At 63.6% G+C, this 20,628-nt stretch carries 14 protein-coding genes; 11 read left to right on the top strand and 3 right to left on the bottom strand.

Translation table 11 applies throughout. The features are described 5' to 3' along the window. Positions 1-23 precede the first annotated feature (23 nt). The 8 genes from JOE32_RS03110 (at position 24) to JOE32_RS03075 (ending at position 13,414) form a co-directional block, all read left to right on the top strand. On the top strand, positions 24-2,822 hold the full coding sequence (locus JOE32_RS03110; protein ID WP_209990297.1) for an ATP-binding protein: 2,799 nt from the start codon (positions 24-26) through the stop codon (positions 2,820-2,822). Beyond that, on the top strand, positions 2,809-4,002 hold the full coding sequence (locus tag JOE32_RS03105) for an EAL domain-containing response regulator (RefSeq protein WP_209981330.1): 1,194 nt from the start codon (positions 2,809-2,811) through the stop codon (positions 4,000-4,002). The genes JOE32_RS03110 and JOE32_RS03105 overlap by 14 nt, the downstream gene beginning before the upstream one ends. Before the next feature lie 83 nt (positions 4,003-4,085). Then, positions 4,086-7,268: a hybrid sensor histidine kinase/response regulator gene (locus JOE32_RS03100; protein ID WP_209981328.1), complete on the top strand. Its 3,183-nt coding sequence runs from the start codon at positions 4,086-4,088 to the stop codon at positions 7,266-7,268. Between the two features lie 12 nt (positions 7,269-7,280). Further along, a complete protein-coding gene (locus JOE32_RS03095) occupies positions 7,281-7,928 on the top strand; it encodes a response regulator (RefSeq protein ID WP_209981326.1) in 648 nt (215 codons plus the stop codon). Positions 7,929-8,112: 184 nt separating this feature from the next. After that, positions 8,113-8,715: a fimbrial protein gene (locus tag JOE32_RS03090; protein ID WP_209981324.1), complete on the top strand. Its 603-nt coding sequence runs from the start codon at positions 8,113-8,115 to the stop codon at positions 8,713-8,715. Between the two features lie 72 nt (positions 8,716-8,787). After that, a complete protein-coding gene (locus JOE32_RS03085) occupies positions 8,788-9,516 on the top strand; it encodes a molecular chaperone (RefSeq protein WP_209981322.1) in 729 nt (242 codons plus the stop codon). Between the two features lie 89 nt (positions 9,517-9,605). Further along, entirely contained in the window at positions 9,606-12,116 is a 2,511-nt protein-coding gene (locus tag JOE32_RS03080; protein ID WP_209981320.1) for a fimbria/pilus outer membrane usher protein, read from the top strand. A 149-nt stretch (positions 12,117-12,265) separates the two neighbouring features. After that, positions 12,266-13,414, top strand: a complete 1,149-nt coding sequence (locus JOE32_RS03075) for a hypothetical protein (protein WP_209981318.1) — start codon at positions 12,266-12,268, stop codon at positions 13,412-13,414. A 624-nt stretch (positions 13,415-14,038) separates the two neighbouring features. Here the strand turns inward: JOE32_RS03075 and JOE32_RS03070 are convergent. Continuing rightward, the gene (locus tag JOE32_RS03070; protein ID WP_209981316.1) at positions 14,039-14,740 is read right to left on the bottom strand and encodes a FadR/GntR family transcriptional regulator; all 702 of its coding nucleotides are present in this window, start codon (positions 14,738-14,740) and stop codon (positions 14,039-14,041) included. Between the two features lie 262 nt (positions 14,741-15,002). On the opposite strand from JOE32_RS03070, the gene JOE32_RS03065 reads away from it, so the two are divergent. Together JOE32_RS03065 and gudD are read left to right on the top strand one after the other, a co-directional pair. Next, positions 15,003-16,409, top strand: a complete 1,407-nt coding sequence (locus JOE32_RS03065; RefSeq protein WP_245228944.1) for an MFS transporter — start codon at positions 15,003-15,005, stop codon at positions 16,407-16,409. 13 nt (positions 16,410-16,422) lie between these two features. Further along, entirely contained in the window at positions 16,423-17,772 is a 1,350-nt protein-coding gene (gene gudD / locus JOE32_RS03060; RefSeq protein WP_209981313.1) for a glucarate dehydratase, read from the top strand. 17 nt (positions 17,773-17,789) lie between these two features. Here the strand turns inward: gudD and JOE32_RS03055 are convergent, their stop codons facing one another. After that, entirely contained in the window at positions 17,790-18,218 is a 429-nt protein-coding gene (locus JOE32_RS03055; protein ID WP_209981311.1) for a helix-turn-helix domain-containing protein, read from the bottom strand. Between the two features lie 104 nt (positions 18,219-18,322). Between JOE32_RS03055 and JOE32_RS03050 the strand changes: the two genes are divergently transcribed. Then, positions 18,323-19,021, top strand: a complete 699-nt coding sequence (locus tag JOE32_RS03050) for an SDR family oxidoreductase (RefSeq protein ID WP_209981308.1) — start codon at positions 18,323-18,325, stop codon at positions 19,019-19,021. 37 nt (positions 19,022-19,058) lie between these two features. Here JOE32_RS03050 and JOE32_RS03045 read toward each other — a convergent pair whose 3' ends face one another. Then, on the bottom strand, positions 19,059-20,504 hold the full coding sequence (locus JOE32_RS03045) for a mechanosensitive ion channel domain-containing protein (RefSeq protein WP_209981306.1): 1,446 nt from the start codon (positions 20,502-20,504) through the stop codon (positions 19,059-19,061). Between the last annotated feature and the right edge of the window lie 124 nt (positions 20,505-20,628).

Below are 20,628 nucleotides of genomic sequence, written 5' to 3'. Positions count from 1 at the left end.
ACACGCCTGCTTACAGTGCGCCGATGCGATTGAAAAGTTACCTGCTGCAGATCAACCCCGTCCTTTCCCGACCCGAAGCCGCCAGGCGGCTGTTGCGAATCTTCGCGGCCGTGCTGCTGATCGGCATCCTCAGCGGGGTCTACACCTTCCTGCTGTCCACCTTCAACAACGATATTTCGCAACGGCGCGGCTACATGAGCAGCGCCATCGCCCAAGCCCACACCTTTTTCACCAACCGCCAGGCCCTGCTCGAAAGCCTCAGCCTGTCGGCGGTACGCAAGCGCTCGCCGATCTACCCCGCCTCCGCAGAAGAACAACACCTGCAACTGGGTGACACGCCGGGCAGCCAGTGGAGCCTCTGGCTGACCACGCGCATGCGCGATTACCTCAAGGCCAGACAAGTCAACCTGCTCTACGTGAGCGCCAGCCCCGTGCCGCAGGTCACACGGCTGTATGACGCCACCGCACAGGTGCTGCCGATTTCCAGGTGCATGCTCAATCGCCTCAAAGCGCTGCAACACAGCGACCCGGCCACGCTCAAGGAACTGTGGCTCAGCGACAAGACCGAGCAACACGCGCACCTCTACATCTTCATTCGCCTCGACGACCGCGACCCCGCCTCCGGCTGGCTGGGCCTGGAAATGGAAAGCCGCGGAGTGTCCCAGGCCCTGGGCGATCACAGCGCCGGTGAGTTCATGATGCTCAACTCCCAGGGCATGCTGGTGTTCAGCAACCGCGCCGATGCGCAGCTGCGCCAGCAACCTCTCAAACCGCGGGAAGACAGCTTCTTCGGTTTCGTCGGCAACGGCTGGCTGCCCGACCACCTGGTGATTCGCAAACACCTGAAGTCCTCGGACTGGCAACTGATGTACTCCATCGACCTGCGCGCAGTGGTCACCGGGCTGTGGAAACAATTGCTCGGCTCGCTGGTGTTCTGCCTGTGCAGCCTGGCGCTGATCTGGCTGGTGATGCGCCGCGTCGACCAGCGCTTCATCATTCCCTCGATCCATCGCATACAGGCGTTGATCGAAAGCGAAGCGTTCGGCCGCGACGTGATCCAGACCGCCCCCGTCGCCCTCTGTGTGCTGCGCCGCACCGATGGCCAGGTGGTGCTGGAAAACACCCTGGCCCAGCAATGGCTGGGCGACGGCCCCGAGCGCGAGGCCCTGCGCGCCGGCTGGATCGAGCAGGCATTCGACGCGCAGGCAAGCGAGCACTGCGATTACTTTGAAACCGTCGACGGTCGCCACCTGTACCTGAGCAGCGCCCCCACCCGCTATCGCGGCGAAGATGTGCTGTTTTGCGCCTTCAGCGACATCAGCACGCGCAAGCAGGTCGAGGCGGCGCTCGAAGACGCGCGGCAGTCGGCAGATGCGGCGAATGCAGCCAAGACCCTGTTCCTGGCAACCATGAGCCATGAAATCCGCACGCCGCTGTACGGCGTGCTCGGCACCCTCGAACTGCTGGCGCGCACGCACCTGGACGCACAGCAGAGAGACTACCTGCAAGCCATCGAAGGCTCGTCCTCGACCCTGTTGCAGCTGATCTGCGACGTGCTGGATGTTTCGAAAATCGAAGCCGGGCAACTGGCCCTGGAGTTGAGCGAGTTCTCGCCGCTGGAGGTGGTTCACGACATCATCCAGGGCTATGCCGCAGCGGCTCAGGGCAAAGGCCTGCAACTGTATGCGTGCCTGGACCCCCAACTGCCCGAGCGGCTGATCGGCGACGTGACGCGCCTGCGCCAGATTCTCAACAACCTGCTCAGCAACGCGGTGAAGTTCACCGACTACGGCCGCGTAGTGCTGCGGGTCAAGGTGCTGGGCCGCGACGGCGAACGCTCCAGCCTGTTGTGGCAGGTGTCGGACACCGGCAAAGGCATCGCCCAGGAAGACCAGCCGCGGATCTTCGAGCCGTTCTACCAGAGTGAAGGCAACACCAACGTGGTTGCCGGCACCGGCCTGGGCCTGCCGATCTGCCAGCGCCTCACCGAGTTGATGAACGGCAACCTCCGCATGGTCAGCGAGCTGGGCCTGGGCAGCAGCTTCAGCCTGATCCTGCCGCTGGAAGAAGCGCCCACCGACCCCATGCCCCCCCTGCTGGCCGAAACCGTCTACGTGGTCTCGCCGATCCCGGAATTGGCGCACGCCATCAGCGGCTGGTTGCGCCGCTGGGGCGCACGGGCCCAGGCCGGCCTGCCGACACTGGCGGACAATCACCTGCTGCTGCAAGTGCACCCCGGCAGTGTCGATCCCTCGCTGGTGCCCGACTGGCCGGGCCCGGTGATCCACGTGAGCGCCAGCGCGTGCACGGCGCTGGAGGTCGACGCCGGCGGCTGGCACGTCAACCTCAATCACCTCAGCGCGATTCACCAGGCCGTCAGCCAGGCACAGGGCCTGTGGGTGGCCCGCACCGATGCACAGACGCGCCCGCGCGACCTGAGCCAACTCAACCTGCACCTGCTGGTGGCCGAAGACAACGTCATCAATCAACTGATCTTGCGCGACCAACTCGAGGAGCTCGGCTGTACCGTGGAGCTGGCCGCCGACGGCCGCGAAGCCTTGCAGTTGTACGCCGCCGGCCACTTCGATGTGGTGCTGACCGACGTGAACATGCCCCACCTCAACGGCTACGCACTGGCACGCGAACTGCGTCGCCAGGGCTGCCCGCTGCCGATCATCGGGGCCACCGCCAACGCCATGCGCGGCGAGGCCGACCTGTGCCTGGCCGCAGGCATGAACCATTGCCTGGTCAAACCCTTTGCGTTGCGGGCTCTCTTCAACTCCCTGGCGCCTTATGCACGGATCACCCATGAAGCCCATTAGTATTCTGATTGTCGAGGATCACCCCCTGCAGCACATCTACCTGCAGCACCTGCTCGGTGAGTTGGGGGATTTCAGGCTCGAAGCGGCCCTGGACGGCAAGCAAGCGCTGGAGCGCCTGCGCCAGAGGGATTTCGACCTGGTGCTGACCGACCTGCTGATGCCCGGCATGGACGGCGTGCAATTTATCCAGTGCCTGGCCGGCCTGCGCTGCAAACCGGCGCTGGCGATCATGAGCGCGGCGTCGCGGCGCATGCTGATGGCCGCAAGCCTGGTGGCGAAGAACCTCGATGTGGAGGTGATCGGACTGATCTCCAAACCGGTCGCCATCGACGCCCTGCGCAGCCTGGTGGACCAATTGCACAACCAGGTGCGCAAGCCCTGCCCGGCGCTGGCCGAGCACCTGGACATCGACCGTCACGCGCTGCTGCAGGCCATGAGCAGCGGCCAGTTGCAGGCGTGGTTCCAGCCGAAAAAATCCCTGGCCAACGGGCGCATCGTCGCCGCCGAAGCGCTGGTGCGCTGGATGCACCCCGAGCAAGGCGTGATGCTGCCGGCCGCGTTTCTGCCGGCGATCAAAGCGTTCGAACTGGAAGAACGCCTGCTGTGGCTGATGCTCAAGCAGGCGATCCAGGCCCAGGAGCGCTGGCGCCAGCGCGGCTACGAAATTCCGGTGTCGATCAACCTGCCCACGCACCTGCTCAACAGCCACGACCTGGCCGACCGCCTGCTGGAATTCGTGCTGCACCACGACGGCATCCCAGGGCTGATCTGCTTCGAATTGATGGAATGCTCGGTGCCCCAGGACATCAGTAATTTCTACGCCGGAGCCTGTCGCCTGCGCATCAAGGGCTTTGGCCTGTCGCAGGATGATTTCGGCAAGGGTTACAGCTCGTACCTCAACCTGGTGTCCACGCCCTTTACAGAATTGAAGATCGACCAGGCGCTGGTCCAGGGCAGCCACGACAACGAAGGCATCGCCCAGGCCCTGGCAAGCATCATTGCCCTGGGCCGCAAGCTCGGCCTGACGGTGGTCGCCGAAGGCGTGGAAACGCCCCAGCAACTGGCCTTGCTGCGCAAGATCGACTGCAACCAGGTGCAGGGTTTCCTGATCTCCCACGCCGTGTCTTCAGAGCAATTTCAGCAACTACTGAACAATGATGGCCCTGCGACATCTCACTAGCAGACGGCCCCGGATTATTTGCCCTTTTATAAGGAGTAAGCTCCATCCAGTGCCGATTTCTCCTGCGCCTGCGGAAACCCTTGATGAAGCACAACAACGCGGTCCTCGAAGCCTTCACCCGTAGCTCCCTGCGCCTGAACAAGGGCCTGATGGTACTGATCGGCATTGCGTTGCTGCTGGTGCTCACCAATTACTGGTCGCTGCAACGGGCCATCGAAACCCGCTACGGCGCCACGCGCTTTCACTTTGCGCGGCTGATGGAAAACCTGCAGGAGCAGGAGTCCTACCTGCGCAGCCTCACCCATCCCGGCATCCAGGCCGAGCTGCTGCGCGCCACCCATGTGCAGGTCAGCCTCAAAAGCCGCATGGTCGACACCCGGCGCACCTTGTACGAAGGGCAGAAGTATTCGTTTTCAGTGCCGTTCGGCGTCAAGTTCGACGAACAGGAAGTCGGCGCCGCCGCCAGACCGCAGATCTTCGCCCTCGGCGCGCACCTGACCAGCTACTACAGCGCCTTCTGGTCGTCGTCGCCGTACGAGGCGCCGCAAACCTTCCTCCTCGATCGGCATACCCGCTACACCATCACGGTTCCATCGGTGGGCTACCAGCGTCGCGAAAACACCGAAGACACCGGCAATCTGGTCGCACAGGTCAACGCAGTCCAGCAAGCCCTGGAGCAGACGCCGCAGCCGCTGGAACCCAACCGCGTGTACTGGCAAGCGGGCCCGGCGCCCGATGATCTGCTGGCCTACATCGGCCTGCCGCTCGACAGCCCGGAGCAGTCGGTGGTCGGCACCTTGCTCGACCTGTCCCGGGTCGACGACGTGCAACGGGTGCTCGAACACTCCGCGTTTGACCGTCTTACCCTGTTTGCGCCGGACGGCAGCCGGCTGGTCGGGCCAGCGACCCAGGCGCCGCTCGGCGATGGCGTGCATTTCACCGCCGACGGTTTTGAATTCAAGATCACCCAGCCCGGCGAGCAACCCTGGAGCGCGGTGTATGGCCTGAACTACTCGCACTTCTTCCACTCGGCGCTGTGGCCGTTGAGCACCCTGGCGCTGTTCCTTGTCGGCCTGGTCACACTGGGCTGGGGCGGCAGCCGCTGGTATCGGCGCCAGGTGATCAACCCGGCGCGCCTGGCACATGAGCGCATTGCCGAGAGCGTGGCGTTCAGCCGCGTGATCATCGACACCGCGCCCACCGGCCTGTGCGTGGTACGGCGCAGCGATGGAAAGGTACTCATCGAAAACCAGCGCGCCCAGCAATGGCCAGGCACTGCACGCCTGGTGGCCGCCATGGCCGGCACCCATGACGGTGCCGACAGCGGCGAAATCCACCTGGAGATCGAAGGCCGGCACCTGCAGATCGGCTTCGTGTCGACCCGCTATCAGGCCGAGGACGTGCGCCTGTATGCGTTCAACGACATCACCCGGCACATCGACGATGCCCAGGCGCTGGAAGATGCACGCCGCGCCGCCGATGCCGCCAACGAGGCGAAGACGCTGTTCCTGGCGACCATGAGCCATGAGATCCGCACGCCGCTGTACGGCGTGCTCGGCACCCTGGAGCTGCTCGGCCTGACCGACCTTGACGCGCACCAGCAAACCTACCTGCAGACCATCCAGCGCTCATCGGCCACCCTGTTCCAGTTGATCAGCGACGTGCTTGACGTGTCGAAGATCGAGTCCGGGCAAATGGCGATCGAAGCCGTGGAGTTCTGCCCGCTGGACATGCTCGAAGACACCTTGCACACCTACGCGGCCTTCGCCCGCCGCAAGGGTTTGCAGCTCTACAGCTGCATTGACGCACAGTTGCCGGACGCCGTACTGGGCGACCCCATGCGCATCCGCCAGATTCTGAATAACCTGGTGAGCAACGCGATCAAGTTCACCGACATCGGGCGCGTGGTGATTCGCGCCAGGGTCACGGCGCGCGACAGCGACCATGTCGAGCTGGAATGGCAGGTCACCGACTCCGGCGCCGGCATTGCAGAGGCTCAGCAGGCCAAGTTGTTCGACCTGTTCTACCAGGCGCCGGCCACCGCCAGCGAAGGCGGCGCGGGCCTGGGCCTGCCGATTTGCCGGTGGCTGGCGCAGATGATGGACGGCGAGATCCGGGTGGTCAGCGAGCCGGGGCTGGGCAGCAGCTTTACCTTGAAAATACGCCTGCCGCTGTGCGGCGGCGCGCTGACCCAGCCGCCGCTGATCGAGCCCAGCGCCACAGCGGTGTATGTGCAGGCGCCGGTGCGCGAGCTGGCCCAATCGGTGACCGACTGGCTCAATCGCCTGGGCATCGCCGCCCACCTTGCCGCCCCCGGTCAGGAACCTGACCCGCGCCATGGGGTGCTGGTCGACCTGCTGCCGGACACGCCCGCGCGGCCCTGGCCCGGCCAGCGCGTGCAGTGCGTGCCGGGCGCCCATAGCCCGCCGTTGCATACCGCCCAGGGCTGGGTGGTCGACCTGCACGACCTGCGCGCCCTCGCCACCACGGTGTCGCTGGCACAGCACGGCAAGCACGAGCAACCGCCAGCCGCCCGCCGGCAAAGCGCCGGGCAATTGGGGCTGCGCATCCTGGTGGCCGAGGACAACCCGGTCAACCAGGCGATCATCAAGGAACAACTGGCGGCGCTCGGCTGCTCGGCGACCCTGGCCGACAACGGCGAGCAGGCGCTGCAACTGTGGCAACCGCAGGCCTTTGACCTGGTGCTGACCGACGTGAACATGCCGCTGATGAATGGCTATGAGTTGGCCAAAACCCTGCGCGAGCACGACCCGCACCTGCCGATCATCGGCGTCACCGCCAACGCGATGCGCGAGGAAGGCGTGCGCTGCCTGGCGGTAGGCATGAACGCCTGGATCGTCAAACCGCTGAGCCTGCAAACCCTGCGCGCCCAGTTGATCAAGCTGTGCCAGGTCAAGCCGCCGCCGGAAGTGCCCATCGCCGCCTTCGTCGACCGCGTGCAGCTGTCGGACGCAATGCGTGCGCTGTTCATCAGCAGCATGCGCCAGGACCTGCAACGCATCGGCGCGGCACTGGCGCAGCGCGATGTGCGCAGCCTGGGTCAATTACTGCATGCGGCCGCCGGCGCCCTCGGTGCCGTGCAGGCGCTCGACCTCGCCCAGGCCTGCATCGAACTGGAAACCGCACTGGACCATGGACTGCTCGACCCCGTACTGGAAGACCAGATAAACGCTGTAATGCAACGACTGTCGGCCGTGCTGGAAACACTCCAGCCCGGGCACGCTCCCCCCTCTGAACCGGCATGACGGACGGTCCTTATGAAAACATTCAACGTGGTTATCGCGGACGATCACCCGATCGTGCTGCTGGGCGTACGCGAATTGGTGGAGCGCGACACGCGCTTTCAAGTGGTCGGCGAGGCAGTGTGCTCGGCCGGTTTGATCGAGCTGTTGCAGCGCCAGGGCGCGGACATCGTGATTACCGACTACAACATGCCGGGTGACTCGCCCTACGGCGACGGCCTCAAGCTGGTGGAATACCTGAAACGGCACTTTCCACAGGTGCAGGTGCTGATCCTGACGATGATTTCCAACCACTTGATCCTTACCCGCCTGCAGGAGCTGGGCGTGGTCGGCATCATCCAGAAAAGCCAGCTGCACACCGAGATTGAACTGGCACTCCAGGCGATTGCGCAGCGCAGCCCGTACCGCAGCCTGGAACCGCCCAGGACCTCGGTGATCGAGACAATCACGGCCATCGACGAACGCTTCACCAGCCTGTCGCCCAAAGAGTTCGAAATTCTGCGCCTGTTTGTATCCGGCCTGAGCGTGAGCGATATTGCCCGTCATCAGAATCGAAGTTCCAAAACCATCAGCGCGCAAAAAATATCGGCCATGCGCAAACTTGAAGTAAGCAGCGATCAGGACCTTCTCGCTTATTGCCTGGCGCGCAATATTTTCAACTAAGCCCGCACTGGCAAGCCATTCTCGCCAATGGCTTGGCCCCTCTCCCGCTGCGCTTTCAGCGGTCCGCAAAGCAACTTTCGCGGCTTATAAGAATCGTCTTATTTTCCCCAGCCCTCGAACTTTCTATTCTTTCCCGGCAGTTCAACAACCGCATTTTCTCCAACTAACACTGACGGACATCATCATGAAGAAGTTCTCCCTGGCTGTTCTTGCCTCGGCCATGCTGTGCACCAGCGGCGCAGCCTTCGCCGAAGGCGAAACACCAAAGCCAATCCTGGGCGGCAGCGGCAAAATCACCTTCACCGGCGTGATCAACAATGATGCGTGTTCGGTCGACGGTGCCAACTCCGACCGTACCATTTCGGTGGACATGGGCAACGTCTCGATCAAGGACATGGGCACTGCAGAAAACCCGACCGCAGGCCGTGTGACTGCCAAGGACTTCAAGCTGAACGTCAACTGCAACCAGGGCACCAAGGTCGCGATGATCTTTGACGCCAACAACGGCGGTTCGGGCCTGGTCACCGGCAAGAACGTGCTGGCCCTGACCCCGGGCTCGGCCACCGCACAAAACGTCGGTATTGCCCTGCTCGACAGCAAAGGCAGCCTGATCAACCTCAGCTCGCCAACCACCGCACGCATCGAAAGCAGCATGCACAGCGCCAGCGGTACCGGCGGCGATGCCACCCTGAGCTTCGCAGCCGCCTACGTCACCACCGGCGCCGCCGGTGCATCCACCGCCGGTCGCGGTGATGCCACCCTGCCGTTCATCCTGCAATACGAATAACCCGCGCGCGACGTGCGAGGCCCTGCGGCCTCGCCATTGTTCAAGCCTTTTTGATACCACCGGATAACCCTCATGCTGCCTCGTTCTTTCGCTGCATGCCTGGGGCTGCTGGGCATGCTTATGGCTAGCCACGCCGCCGCCAGCATTTCCCTGAATGCCACCCGCATCGTGTTCGATGGCGACCACAAGGAAGCCAATATCACCGTGCGCAACGGCAATCAGGATGTGTTGATTCAGTCCTGGGTCGACAACAATGATGCCGGCGCCAGCCGTGCGCCTTTCGCCGTCACCCCGCCGCTGGCGCGGGTGTTTGCCAAGGAGCAGCAGCTGTTGCGCATTCTCTATGAAGGCGCCGGCATGCCCACGGACCGTGAGTCGGTGGTGTGGCTCAACGTGCAGGAAATCCCCAGGGCCAGCGAAACCGAAAACACCTTGCAGTTGGCCATCCGCCAACGCATCAAGATCTTCTACCGGCCTGCGGGCCTGCCAGGCAGCGCGCTGCAGGCACCGGCGCAACTTGAGTGGCGCCTGGTCAAACAGGGTGTGCAGGTGACGAACCCGACGCTGTACCACGTGTCCATGGCCGATCTTAAAGTGCAGACGCAACTGGCCAGCGACTCCACCATGATTGCGCCCGGCGAGGTCCGCACCTTCCCGCTCGGCGCGCCCCTCCACCCTGGCCCGGTGCTGTTGTCGTTCTCCAGCATCAATGACTACGGCGCGCAGAATCACTACAGCGCAGCGCTGTCGGGTAACGCTTCGACCTCGGTGTCCGCGACCGAATCACGCCGCAACCCCTAAGCCGTTTCTCTCACCCACAGGCTCACTTCACGTGCGTAGCTGCGTGCGTGCGCGCCTGTCTGCCAATCCGGGATGCCACAGGTCTTCGCATGTCTTTTCTTTCCAGCAACAGCCCCGCGCGTGGCGCACTGAAATTGAAGACGCTGTGGCTGGCGATGGTCGCCTGCGTGCCCGCCCCGGCGCTGGCCGATGACGCTGCGCAAGGCTTCAACACGACCTTCCTGCAAGGCGCGCAGTCGCAGGTGGACCTGCAACAACTGCTCGCCGCCGACAGCGTGTTGCCGGGCAACTACCGCGTCGATCTGTACAGCAACGAGGTGCTGGTAGGCCGGCGCGATATCGACTTCAAGCGCAACCGGCACACCGAGCGGGTCGAAGCCTGCCTGAACCTGGAGCTGCTCAAGCAACTGGGTGTCGACCTGGCCCGCCTTGAGGCCGAAGGCAAACTCGACCCGCAACACCCGCAGGACTGCTATGCCCTGGCCGACCTGATCGACGCCGCCAGCGTGCGCTACGACAGCAGTCGCCTGCGCCTGTTGGCGAGCATCCCGCAAGTGGCGATGCAGCGCGGCTTGCGCGGCTATGTCGACCCGCAGCTATGGGATGCAGGCGTGCCCGCCGCCTTTATCAATTATCAGCTCAACAGCAGCCGCACCGCCGGCGACTACGCCACGCGCACCACCACTAACCTTGGCCTGCGCAACGGTATCAACCTGGGGGGCTGGCGCCTGCGCAACGAGTCCAATCTGAGCAGCGGCACGGGGCGCTCGAACACCTTCACCAGCAACCGCACCTACGCGCAGCACGACGTCACGGCGATCAAGGGCCAGTTCAGCGCCGGTGAAATCTTCTCCGACACCGACCTGTTCGACAGCGTGCGCTATCGCGGGGTCAAGCTGGCCTCCGACGACGGCATGCGCGCCGACAGCGAGCGCGGCTATGCGCCGGTCATACGCGGCGTGGCGCAGACCAACGCCACCGTGGAAATCCGCCAGAACGACTACATCCTCTATACCGCCAACGTCGCGCCGGGGCCGTTCGAGATCAACGACATCTACCCCAGTGGTTCCAACGGCGACCTGCAGATCACCGTGATCGAAGCCGACGGCAGCCGCCGCGTGACCACCCAGGCGTTTTCCAGCCTGCCGATCATGGTGCGCGAGGGCCAGCTCAAGTACAGCGTCTCGGCGGGCACCTTCAGCAGCAATGCCGATGGGCTGGCGTCGCCGCGCTTTCTCAGTGGCACCCTGGCGTACGGCCTGACCAGCAACCTGAGCGGCATCCTCGGCCTACAGGCCAGCGAGGACTACAGCGCGCTGTCGCTCGGCGCCGGCCGCAATACCGCCTTCGGCGCCTTCTCCCTGGACGCCACGCACTCCTCGAGCAAGGCACACGGGCAAACCACCCAGGGCAGCAGCGTGCGGGCGCTGTACGCCAAGACCTTCACCGGCACTGACACCAACTTCACCCTGGCCGCCTACCGCTACTCCACCGAGGGCTACCGCACCCTCACCGACCATGTGCAGGACAACAGCGATGACCTGCGCTTGCGTGGCGGCCACTCGAAGACCCGCACCGACCTGACCCTCAACCAGAGCATCGGCCGCAACCGCGAACTGGGCAGCCTGTACGTGACGGCCAGCGACCAGCGCTACTGGAACCGCGGCGGCTCGCGCAACTTTACCGCCGGCTACAGCAACAACTGGGGCGACCTGAACTACAACCTCAACGTGACGCGTACCGAGCAGATCGTGACCTGGGGCGAGTCAGGCAGCGACACTCAACTCAACCTGTCGATCTCCTTTCCGCTGGGCGGCCAGGCCCGCGCGCCACGGGCGTTCGTGACCAGCAGCCGACAGCATGGCAACACCACCACCCAGGCGGGCATCAATGGCTATGTCGCCGACGCCAGCGACACCTCCTATTCGGTGCAGGCGGGCCATAGCGACACCAGCGGTGACTCCGGCTCGGTGACGCTCAACAGCCGCACGTCCATGGGCGACGTCGGCTTCGGCTTCAACCAGGGCCAGGGTTACACCTCGCAGAACCTCAACGTGGCAGGCTCGGTGGTGGCTCACGCGGGTGGAATCAACCTGGGGCAGACCCTCAGCGAAACCTTCGCCCTGGCCGAGGTGCCGGGCATTTCAGGGGCGAAAATCAGCAGCTACAGCGGCGTGGAGACCGGATACAACGGCTACGCGGTCATCCCCACGGCGCAACCCTACCGGGTCAACTGGATCAGCCTGGACACTCGCGACCTGGGCGCCAACGTCGAAGTCACCAACGCCACCCAGCAACGGGTGCCGCGCCGGGGCGCCATCGTGGTGGCGCGCTACAGCGGCACCACCGGCCGGCGGGTGTTGTTCGAGTTGTTTGATGCGCAGCACCAGCCGCTGTCATTCGGCGCCTCGCTGGAGGATGCGGCGGGCAAGCAATTGGCGATTGCCGACCCCAATGGCAACGCGCTGGCGTTGGTGGAGCAGGACCAGGGCAGCTTGGTGATCAAGTGGGGCGAACACCGCTGCACGGCAGACTATGCGCTGCCGGCGCAGAACAAGGCATTGAATTATGAGCGCCAGGCGTTGGTGTGCACGCCGTGATGCACGGCAAGCACGGCTGTGGGATCGGCTGAAGGCGATACGGGAGAAGGTGGGAGTACCTGACCGTTCGGCCAGTGCCCGACGCGTCGCGAGTTTGGCAAAATAGCGCTTCACCCTGCCACTGTGTGCAGCCACACAAGGACACGACGATGAACAGCATGGACTCCATTCTTCGACAGTTTTCGGCCGAAGGTGCCACCCATCTCTACTCCAGCCCGCCCTCGGTATTGACCCCCGCCGACCTCTACCGGGCCAAGGATGACGCCCTTTATCGGGAGATGATCGCCGGCAGCAATATCTACCTGATCACTGCGCGCCGACGGGTGCTGATCAATCCTTACGATCTGCAGTTGCAGGGCCGCACCGTGCACGGCAGTTTTTTCCTGGTGATGGACGAGACCGGCGAGCAGCCGATCCCCTTCAGCTACGAGATCCCGCCGATCACGCCGGGGGATCGCGACGCCATCGAGCAGGTGCAGGTCGCCCCCAACGGCACCCATCTGCTGATCACCACCGCCACACGCCAGGTCATCACCGCCGCCCATATCGTGGTCGCCAACGCCAGCAGTGCGCTGCACACCGAGCAACGGGACATGAACGTGCTGTATGTCGGCCAGGGCCTGGGCAAGGTCAACGCGCTGACCGCCGTCGACCGTTTGCTCAACCACACCACCCTGCAACGCATCCTGGCCGAAGCCTCGACCCACACCCCGGAGCTGGAAATTTCGCTGCTGCTGTATCGCTTCGAACACGGGCGCACCGTGATCAGCAATGGCGGCGACCTCAACCTTGATCCCCAGGCCTGCGAGCAAGAGGATCACGCGCACTTCGAACGGCTGCGCGCGGTGCGCCTCAATCGCGACGAGGTGGTCACCCTGGCGGAAGCGGCGCTGATCAACCACTTCAAGCCGCAGTACAACACGCTGCTCAAGTCGACCAACTTTGCCGCCCAGACCCACAAGAAGATCAAGCCGCTTAAAAAGCTGCTGGCCAAGGGCATTACCGGTTTGACCGTGGAGATCTGCAGCGCAAACATCAACGCGCGCCTCTTCACCCGCGATGCATTGCCGCTGGAGCCGAGCGAGCTGATGCCCGCCCATGTCCTGGAGGGGCAGGCGTTTGATAATGAGGAGGATAAACGGGCGTGGTTCGAGCAAGTGCGGGAAATGGCGCATACCCATCTGGCGCAGTTCCCGCTGACCACACCGCAAGAGCGCGAGACGTTCATGCACGGCATGGTGTGGCTGGGGCAGACGCAGCGGGAGCGGATCTGGCCGATGCAGGGCAAGGCTGAATAGCGCGCTGCGTTCGGGCAGTATTCCCATGTGGCGCTTGGGAATACTCTTTCGCGCGGTCATGAAGTTCTTGTCGGGGAATTCCTGGAGTTTTGGGGTGGGGGGGGGTGGGGGGGGTACTTATCCGTTGTTTGGGTGATGGCTGATATGGGTTCCGCCCTTACGGCGGGTCACTTTTGGAAAAGAGCCCCAAAAGTAACCAAAAGGGCTCTTGCCCCACCACTCGGCACCTCGCTTAGGCTCGGTGTGCCCGCACTCCGGCTTGAATCCGTGGGCCGCCGCAATGGGCCATCCCTGGCCCAGTGCGGCTAACCCGGCGTCCTGCCGGGTTACCCACGGATTCAAGCCTGCGTGCGGCCAGCGTGGTTGACGGGGCGCCTCAGATCACGATCAAAAGCCAAAGCAAAGCAAAGCAAAGCAGATCAAAAGCAGACGGTGTTGTATCTGATGCATGGAGATCACATGTGGGAGGGGGCTTGCTCCCGATAGCGGTGGGTCAGCTAACAATAAGCTGACTGACACTCAGCCATCGGGAGCAAGCCCCCTCCCACAGTTTGTACAGCGTTCGGCAGACAACCCCGGTCGGCTCCGGGGCCACCGCGCTTTTGCTTTTGATCTGGGGCGCTCTTACTCCCCGGTCATACGCTCCAGGCTATTGCTCAAATGCAGCAACATGGCCGCACGCGCCGCATCCGGATCCTGGCGGCGGATAGCCTTGAGAATCGCCTCGTGTTCCAGATTGGCCAATTGCCCCAGTTGCACCAGGTCCGCATCACCCCGCTCCTGAGCGTTGATGCGCGAACGCGGAATCACCGAATGGCCCAAGTGCTGAATCACGTCGGTGAAGTAGCTATTTCCCGTGGCCTGGGCGATCAACTGATGAAAGCGCACATCGGGTTCGACGCTGCTGTCGTGGCTGCCCAGCGAATCCTGATAGTCATCCAGGGCCTGGCGCATCTGCTGCAACTGCGCGTCGGTGCGGCGCAGCGCTGCCAGGGCGGCGGCCTGGGTTTCCAGGCCCATGCGCAGTTCGAGGATGCCGCGCACACTCACAGCGGTGTCGTGGGTCAGGTGCAGGCCCTGGCGCGAGTCGCGCGCCAGCACAAACGTGCCGACGCCATGCCGGGTTTCCACCAGCCCGGCCGCCTGCAATTTCGACAGCGCCTCGCGCACCACCGTGCGACTGACACCGTACTCGCCAACAATGGCGGACTCGGACGGCAGCTTCTCGCCGGGCGCCATCTGCCCCAGCAGAATTTGCTGGGTCAGGTCGCTGACGATGTCATGGGCCAGGCCCTGGGAGCGCTTGCGTGGGAGGTCGGTGAGCATGGGCGGGTCCATCGAAAAGACCGCGCAATACTAGCACCCTGCTTGAGCAGCAACTTGTATGACAACAAACAAATTTTCCCCGAAATGCACCCGTCTTTTGTGGGAGCTGGCTTGCCTGCGATGCAGACGCTGCGGTGCGTCAGGTACAGCAATGTGAAGCTATCGCAGGCAAGCCAGCGTCCGCCGGGGTCATCACAGGTCTGGAGATAGGGGTTGCCACTTTAAAAATCTCAGTTGTATGATGTCTGGCAAGTTGTCAGACATGTCCGACGACCCTGAACCCAACCCGCACAACAATAATCAGTGGGAGTTCTACCTCGTGACCCCTTCCAGCCCCGCCACAGCTGCGCCTGCCCACGACCCCGTGCTGGCCCGCGCGATCAAGAAAGTGAAGCGCCATGTGCTGCCACTTTTCGTGATCATGTTCATCGTCAATTACATCGACCGCGTCAATATCGGCTTCGTGCGCACCCACATGGAACATGACCTGGGCATCGGCGCCGCGGCCTACGGCCTGGGTGCCGGTCTGTTCTTCATCGGCTACGCGCTGTTCGAAGTGCCCTCCAACCTGCTGCTGCAAAAGGTCGGCGCGCGTATCTGGCTGACCCGCATCATGTTCACCTGGGGCATCACCGCCACCTTGATGGCCTTCATCCAGAACGAAACCCACTTCTACATCCTGCGCTTTCTGCTGGGGGTGGCCGAGGCCGGGTTCTTTCCGGGGGTGATCTATTACTTCACGCGCTGGCTGCCCGGCGTGGAGCGCGGCAAGGCGATTGCGATCTTTCTCAGCGGCTCGGCGCTGGCCTCGCTGATCTCCGGCCCGCTGTCCGGCGTGCTGTTGCAAATCACAGGCCTGGGCCTGCACGGCTGGCAATGGATGTACATCATCGAGGGCATGGCGTCGGTGCTGCTGTGCTTTTTCGTGTGGTTCTGGCTCGATTCCAAACCCCACGATGCCAAATGGCTCAGCCGTGAGGAACAGGACGCGCTGGTGGGCGAGATCGACCGCGAGCAACGCGAGCGCGATGCCGCCAACACGGTCAAGCCAACCCTGGGCACCTTGCTCAAGGACCGTCAGATCATGCTGTTCTGCGCCTTGTATTTCTGCATCCAGCTGACCATCTACGCCGCCACCTTCTGGCTGCCGAGCATCATCAAAAAGATGGGCGACCTGAGCGACATCCAGGTGGGCTTCTACAACTCGATTCCGTGGTTGATTTCGATCATCGCGATGTACTCGTTTGCGGCGTTGGCCGGCAAGTACAAGCACCAGCAGGCCTGGGTGGCCACGGCGCTGTTGATTGCCGCCGCGGGGATGTTCTTTTCCACCACCGGCGGGCCGATCTTCGCCTTCATCGCCATCTGCTTTGCGGCCATCGGTTTCAAGTCGGCGTCGTCGCTGTTCTGGCCGATTCCCCAGGGCTACCTGGATGCGCGCATCGCAGCGGCGGTGATTGCGCTGATCAACTCCATTGGCAACCTCGGAGGGTTTGTCGCGCCGACCACCTTCGGCTTTCTGGAGCAGACCACCGGGTCGATCCAGGGCGGCCTGTACGGGCTGGCCGGGACGTCGATCCTCGCGGCCATCCTGGTGTTTTTCGCCAAGACCCGCCCCGGCGCCCACACCGCCAGCGTGCTGCACCCTGCCCCCGCCCTGAGCAAATAAGGAACGCTTCTTCATGAACACAGAACATCAGCACCACGCCAGCAACGCCCCGATGGTCACCAGCCTGCAAGTGATTCCGGTGGCCGGCCACGACAGCATGCTGCTCAACCTCAGCGGCGCCCACGGGCCGTTCTTTACGCGCAATATCGTGATCCTGCAGGACAGCGCCGGGCATATCGGCGTCGGTGAAGTGCCCGGCGGCGAGCGTATCCGCGAGACCCTGGAAGACGCGCGCAGCCTGGTGATCGGCAAACCCATCGGCCAATACCAGAGCGTCCTCAATGACATGCGCCGCACCTTTGCCACCCGCGACAGCGGCGGACGCGGCCTGCAGACGTTCGACCTGCGCATCACCATCCACGCTGTAACCGCCATGGAAGCCGCGCTGCTCGACCTGCTCGGCCAGTTCCTCGACGTGCCGGTGGCCGCCTTGCTCGGTGAAGGCCAGCAGCGCGACGCAGTGAAGATGCTCGGCTACCTGTTCTACATCGGCGACCGCAGCCGCACCGACCTCGCCTACCGCAGCGAAGCCGACGCCGACGACTGGTTCCGCCTGCGTCACGAGCAGGCCATGACCCCGGACGCCATCGTGCGTCTGGCCGAAGCCGCCAAGGCCAAATACGGTTTCAACGACTTCAAGCTCAAAGGCGGGGTCCTGCGCGGCGCAGAGGAAATCGAAGCGGTGACCGCACTGGCCGAACGCTTCCCCGACGCGCGCATCACCCTGGACCCGAATGGCGCCTGGTCACTCAAGGAAGCCATCGCCCTGTGCCGCGATCAGCACCACGTGCTGGCCTACGCCGAAGACCCGTGCGGCGCGGAAAACGGCTATTCAGGTCGCGAAGTCATGGCTGAATTCCGTCGCGCCACCGGCCTGCCGACCGCGACCAATATGATCGCCACCGACTGGCGCGAAATGGGCCATGCCATCCAGCTGCAATCGGTGGACATTCCCCTGGCCGACCCGCACTTCTGGACCATGCAGGGCTCGGTGCGCGTGGCGCAGATGTGCCACGAGTGGGGCCTCACCTGGGGCTCGCACTCCAACAACCACTTTGATATTTCCCTGGCGATGTTCACCCAGGTGGCGGCGGCGGCGCCGGGCGACATTACCGCAATCGACACCCACTGGATCTGGCAGGACGGCCAGCGCCTGACCAAGGCGCCGTTGCAGATTGTCGACGGCCACATCCGAGTACCGGCCAAGCCGGGCCTGGGAGTGGAGATCGACATGGACGCCGTGGCGCATGCCCACGAACTCTACCAAGGCATGGGCCTGGGCGCGCGCAATGACAGCGTCGCCATGCAGTTCCTGATTCCCGGCTGGAGCTTCGACAACAAGCGCCCGTGCCTGGTGCGCTGAACCCTCGTTATCAAGGCCTACGGGGCCTGGGTGACAATGTCCCCAAGCCCCAGCACCCGGCCGTCTTCGGACACGATCTCGACCTTGCGCAGCGGCTTGAGCAGACGCGCATCCAGCACCTGCGTACCGACGTCTTCGGGCTCGGTATGCGCCTCTCCCCACTGGGCCAACGTGACCAGCACCGGCATCAGCGCGCGGCCCTTGTCCGTGAGTTGATAGTCGCTGCGCGCGCCGACTTCGCGGGTTTCCAGCAGGCCTTGCTCGACCATGTCCTTAAGGCGCGTGGCGAGAATATTTTTCGCCACGCCCAGGTGCTTCTGGAAATCACCGAAGCGCGTGACGCCGGCGAATGCATCGCGAATGATCAGCAGCGTCCACCAGTCGCCCACCACATCGAGCGCGCGCGCCACCGGGCAGCCGTTCCCTTCCAGGCATTTGCGTTTCATCGTATCCCTGCGCCTGCGTGAAAAATAAGGTTGCATTATAGGACCCAAACGCACAGGATAAAAATGGTTTCATCATTAAACCCAACTGGCGCGTGGAGCATCTCATGGATATTCGTGGAAAAGTGGTACTGGTGACCGGTGCCAATCGTGGCCTGGGCAAGGCGTTCGTCACTGCGCTGCTGGCCGCAGGCGCGGCCAAGGTGTACGCCGGCGCGCGGGATCCGGGCAGTGTCGAGATTCCCGGCAGCACGCCGATTGCGCTGGACATTACCGACCCGGCCAGCGTGCAGCGCGCCGCCGAGCAATGCGGCGACGTCAGTGTGCTGATCAATAACGCGGGCTTCTTGAAGTACGGTTCGTTGCTCGCTGAAGACAGCGTCGAAAACCTGCAACAGCACTTTGAAGTAAACACCCTCGGCACCCTGCGCATGAGCCGCGCGTTTGCGCCGATCCTGGCCAGGCAAGGCGGCGGCGCCCTGATCAATATCCTCTCGGTCCTGAGCTGGCTGAGCCCGCCCGGCTCCGGCGGCTACAGCACTTCCAAGTCCGCCCAGTGGGGCCTCACCAACGGCCTGCGTGGCGAACTGCGTGGGCAGAACACGCTGGTCATCGGCGTGCACCCGGCCTACATCGACACCGACATGGTGGCCGATGTGCAGGCGCCGAAAAGCACGCCGGCCGAGGTGGTCGCGGTCACCCTGCAAGCCCTGAGTGAAGACCGCCAGGAAGCGCTGATCAGTGACACGGCGCAGGGGGTAAAAGCCTCGCTGTCCACTGCCAGCCCGGTCTATCTGACGTTCTGACGCAACGCGGCGGCGCTGTCGGATCGCGACAGCGCCGTTACAGGCCGCGCGTGCGCAACCACTGCAAAAAGCCCTTCTTCACCGGCACCACCGGCGCGTCCTCGGTCAACACCTGTGCGGCATGCAGACGAAAATCCAGCAGCGCCTTCATGGCTTCGCCGATGTCGTGACGCGCATCCAGGCACGGTTTGAGGTATTCGTTTTCGATGCGGTACAGGGTGCAAAACGTCTTCGCGGTAAAGTCCGCCAGCGCCGCCTGATCGGACAGAATGCCCGCCTCGCCGATCACCTCCCCCGGCCCCATGCGTCCGGCTTCGAAGGTGTGCCCGGCCTTGGTGAGCATCACCGACACAACGCCGGACTCGACGATAAACAAATGATCGCTGACCTCGCCTGCCGGCAGGATCATCTCGCCGGCACGGTAGGTGTGCAGGGTCATGTTCTGGCTGAAGGTTTCTTTCTCTTCCTGGCGCAGCGTAGAGAAAATCGACGAGCGCTCCAGCAACGCGCGCGCGCCGGACATCTCGGCCGGCGCGCTGCTCTCGGTCGACGAGAGCAGGCCCACGCCCGCCGCCTGCAAATGCCGGAACGCCAGGTCGTAAAGCTGGTTGCGCACTTCGCGCTTGAGGGTCATGGCCGGCACGAAACCACTGATTTCATACTCCACGCCGCCGCTGGCGGACGCCTTGAACGCCACGCTCGGCGCGGGTTTGGCCAGCAACGGTCGACAGCCCTGCATGGCGCGCTCTAGCGCATCGATCACGGTTTGCGGACGGGCATGGGGGCTGACCTGCAGGCTGACCGTCAGGCCGAACATGTCCGCCGGGCGCGAGAAGTTGATGATCTTGGCCTTGGCCGCCAGCGAGTTGGGAATCACCGCCAGGCTGCCCTGAGAAGTCTGCAACCGTGTGGCGCGCCAGTCGATATCGGTGACACGGCCTTCGGTGCCGTCGATGGAGATCCAGTCATCCAGTTGATAGGGTTTGGTGGTGTTGAGCACGATCCCGGAAAACACATCGCTCAAGGTGCTTTGCAAGGCCAGGCCGACAATGATCGCCACCGCGCCGGAGGTGGCCAGCACGCCCTTGACCGGCAGGTCGAGCACATAGGCCATGGCGGCGATGATCGCGATCAGGAAAATCACCGCGCCCATCAAGTCCTGCAACAACCGCCCGGTGTGCCCGACCCGCTGCATCATCAACGCGCCGAGCAGCACCGTGAGCGTGCGCGCCGCGAACAGCCACCAGCCGATCTGCAAAGCGGTGGCGGCCATATGCAGCGCGGTGTCGTCGGCATAGGGCGCCACCAGCATCGGGTTCATGCCATCGTTGAACAGCACCGCGCTGAACACCGCAAAAATCACCAACCGCGCCGCCAGCTTCCAGTTGGCCAGGTTGGCGGAAATCAGCCGCCACACGGCGATGTCGATCAGGATCAATACCAGTGCGCACAGCATCGGGTGATCGGCGATAAATGAGGGCATCCAGGCGACTCCAGTGGCAATGACGGGAAGATCGCATGAAATCAAGATGGCGGGTATAGCGCAGCACAAAATGTAGAAGGCTGCGCCAAACCTGTGGCGAGCGGGCTTGCCCTAATGCCGTTCA

The sequence above is a fragment of the Pseudomonas sp. PvP025 genome (assembly GCF_017832155.1).
Lineage (GTDB): Bacteria > Pseudomonadota > Gammaproteobacteria > Pseudomonadales > Pseudomonadaceae > Aquipseudomonas.
This window is presented reverse-complemented; position numbering and strand designations above follow the sequence as displayed.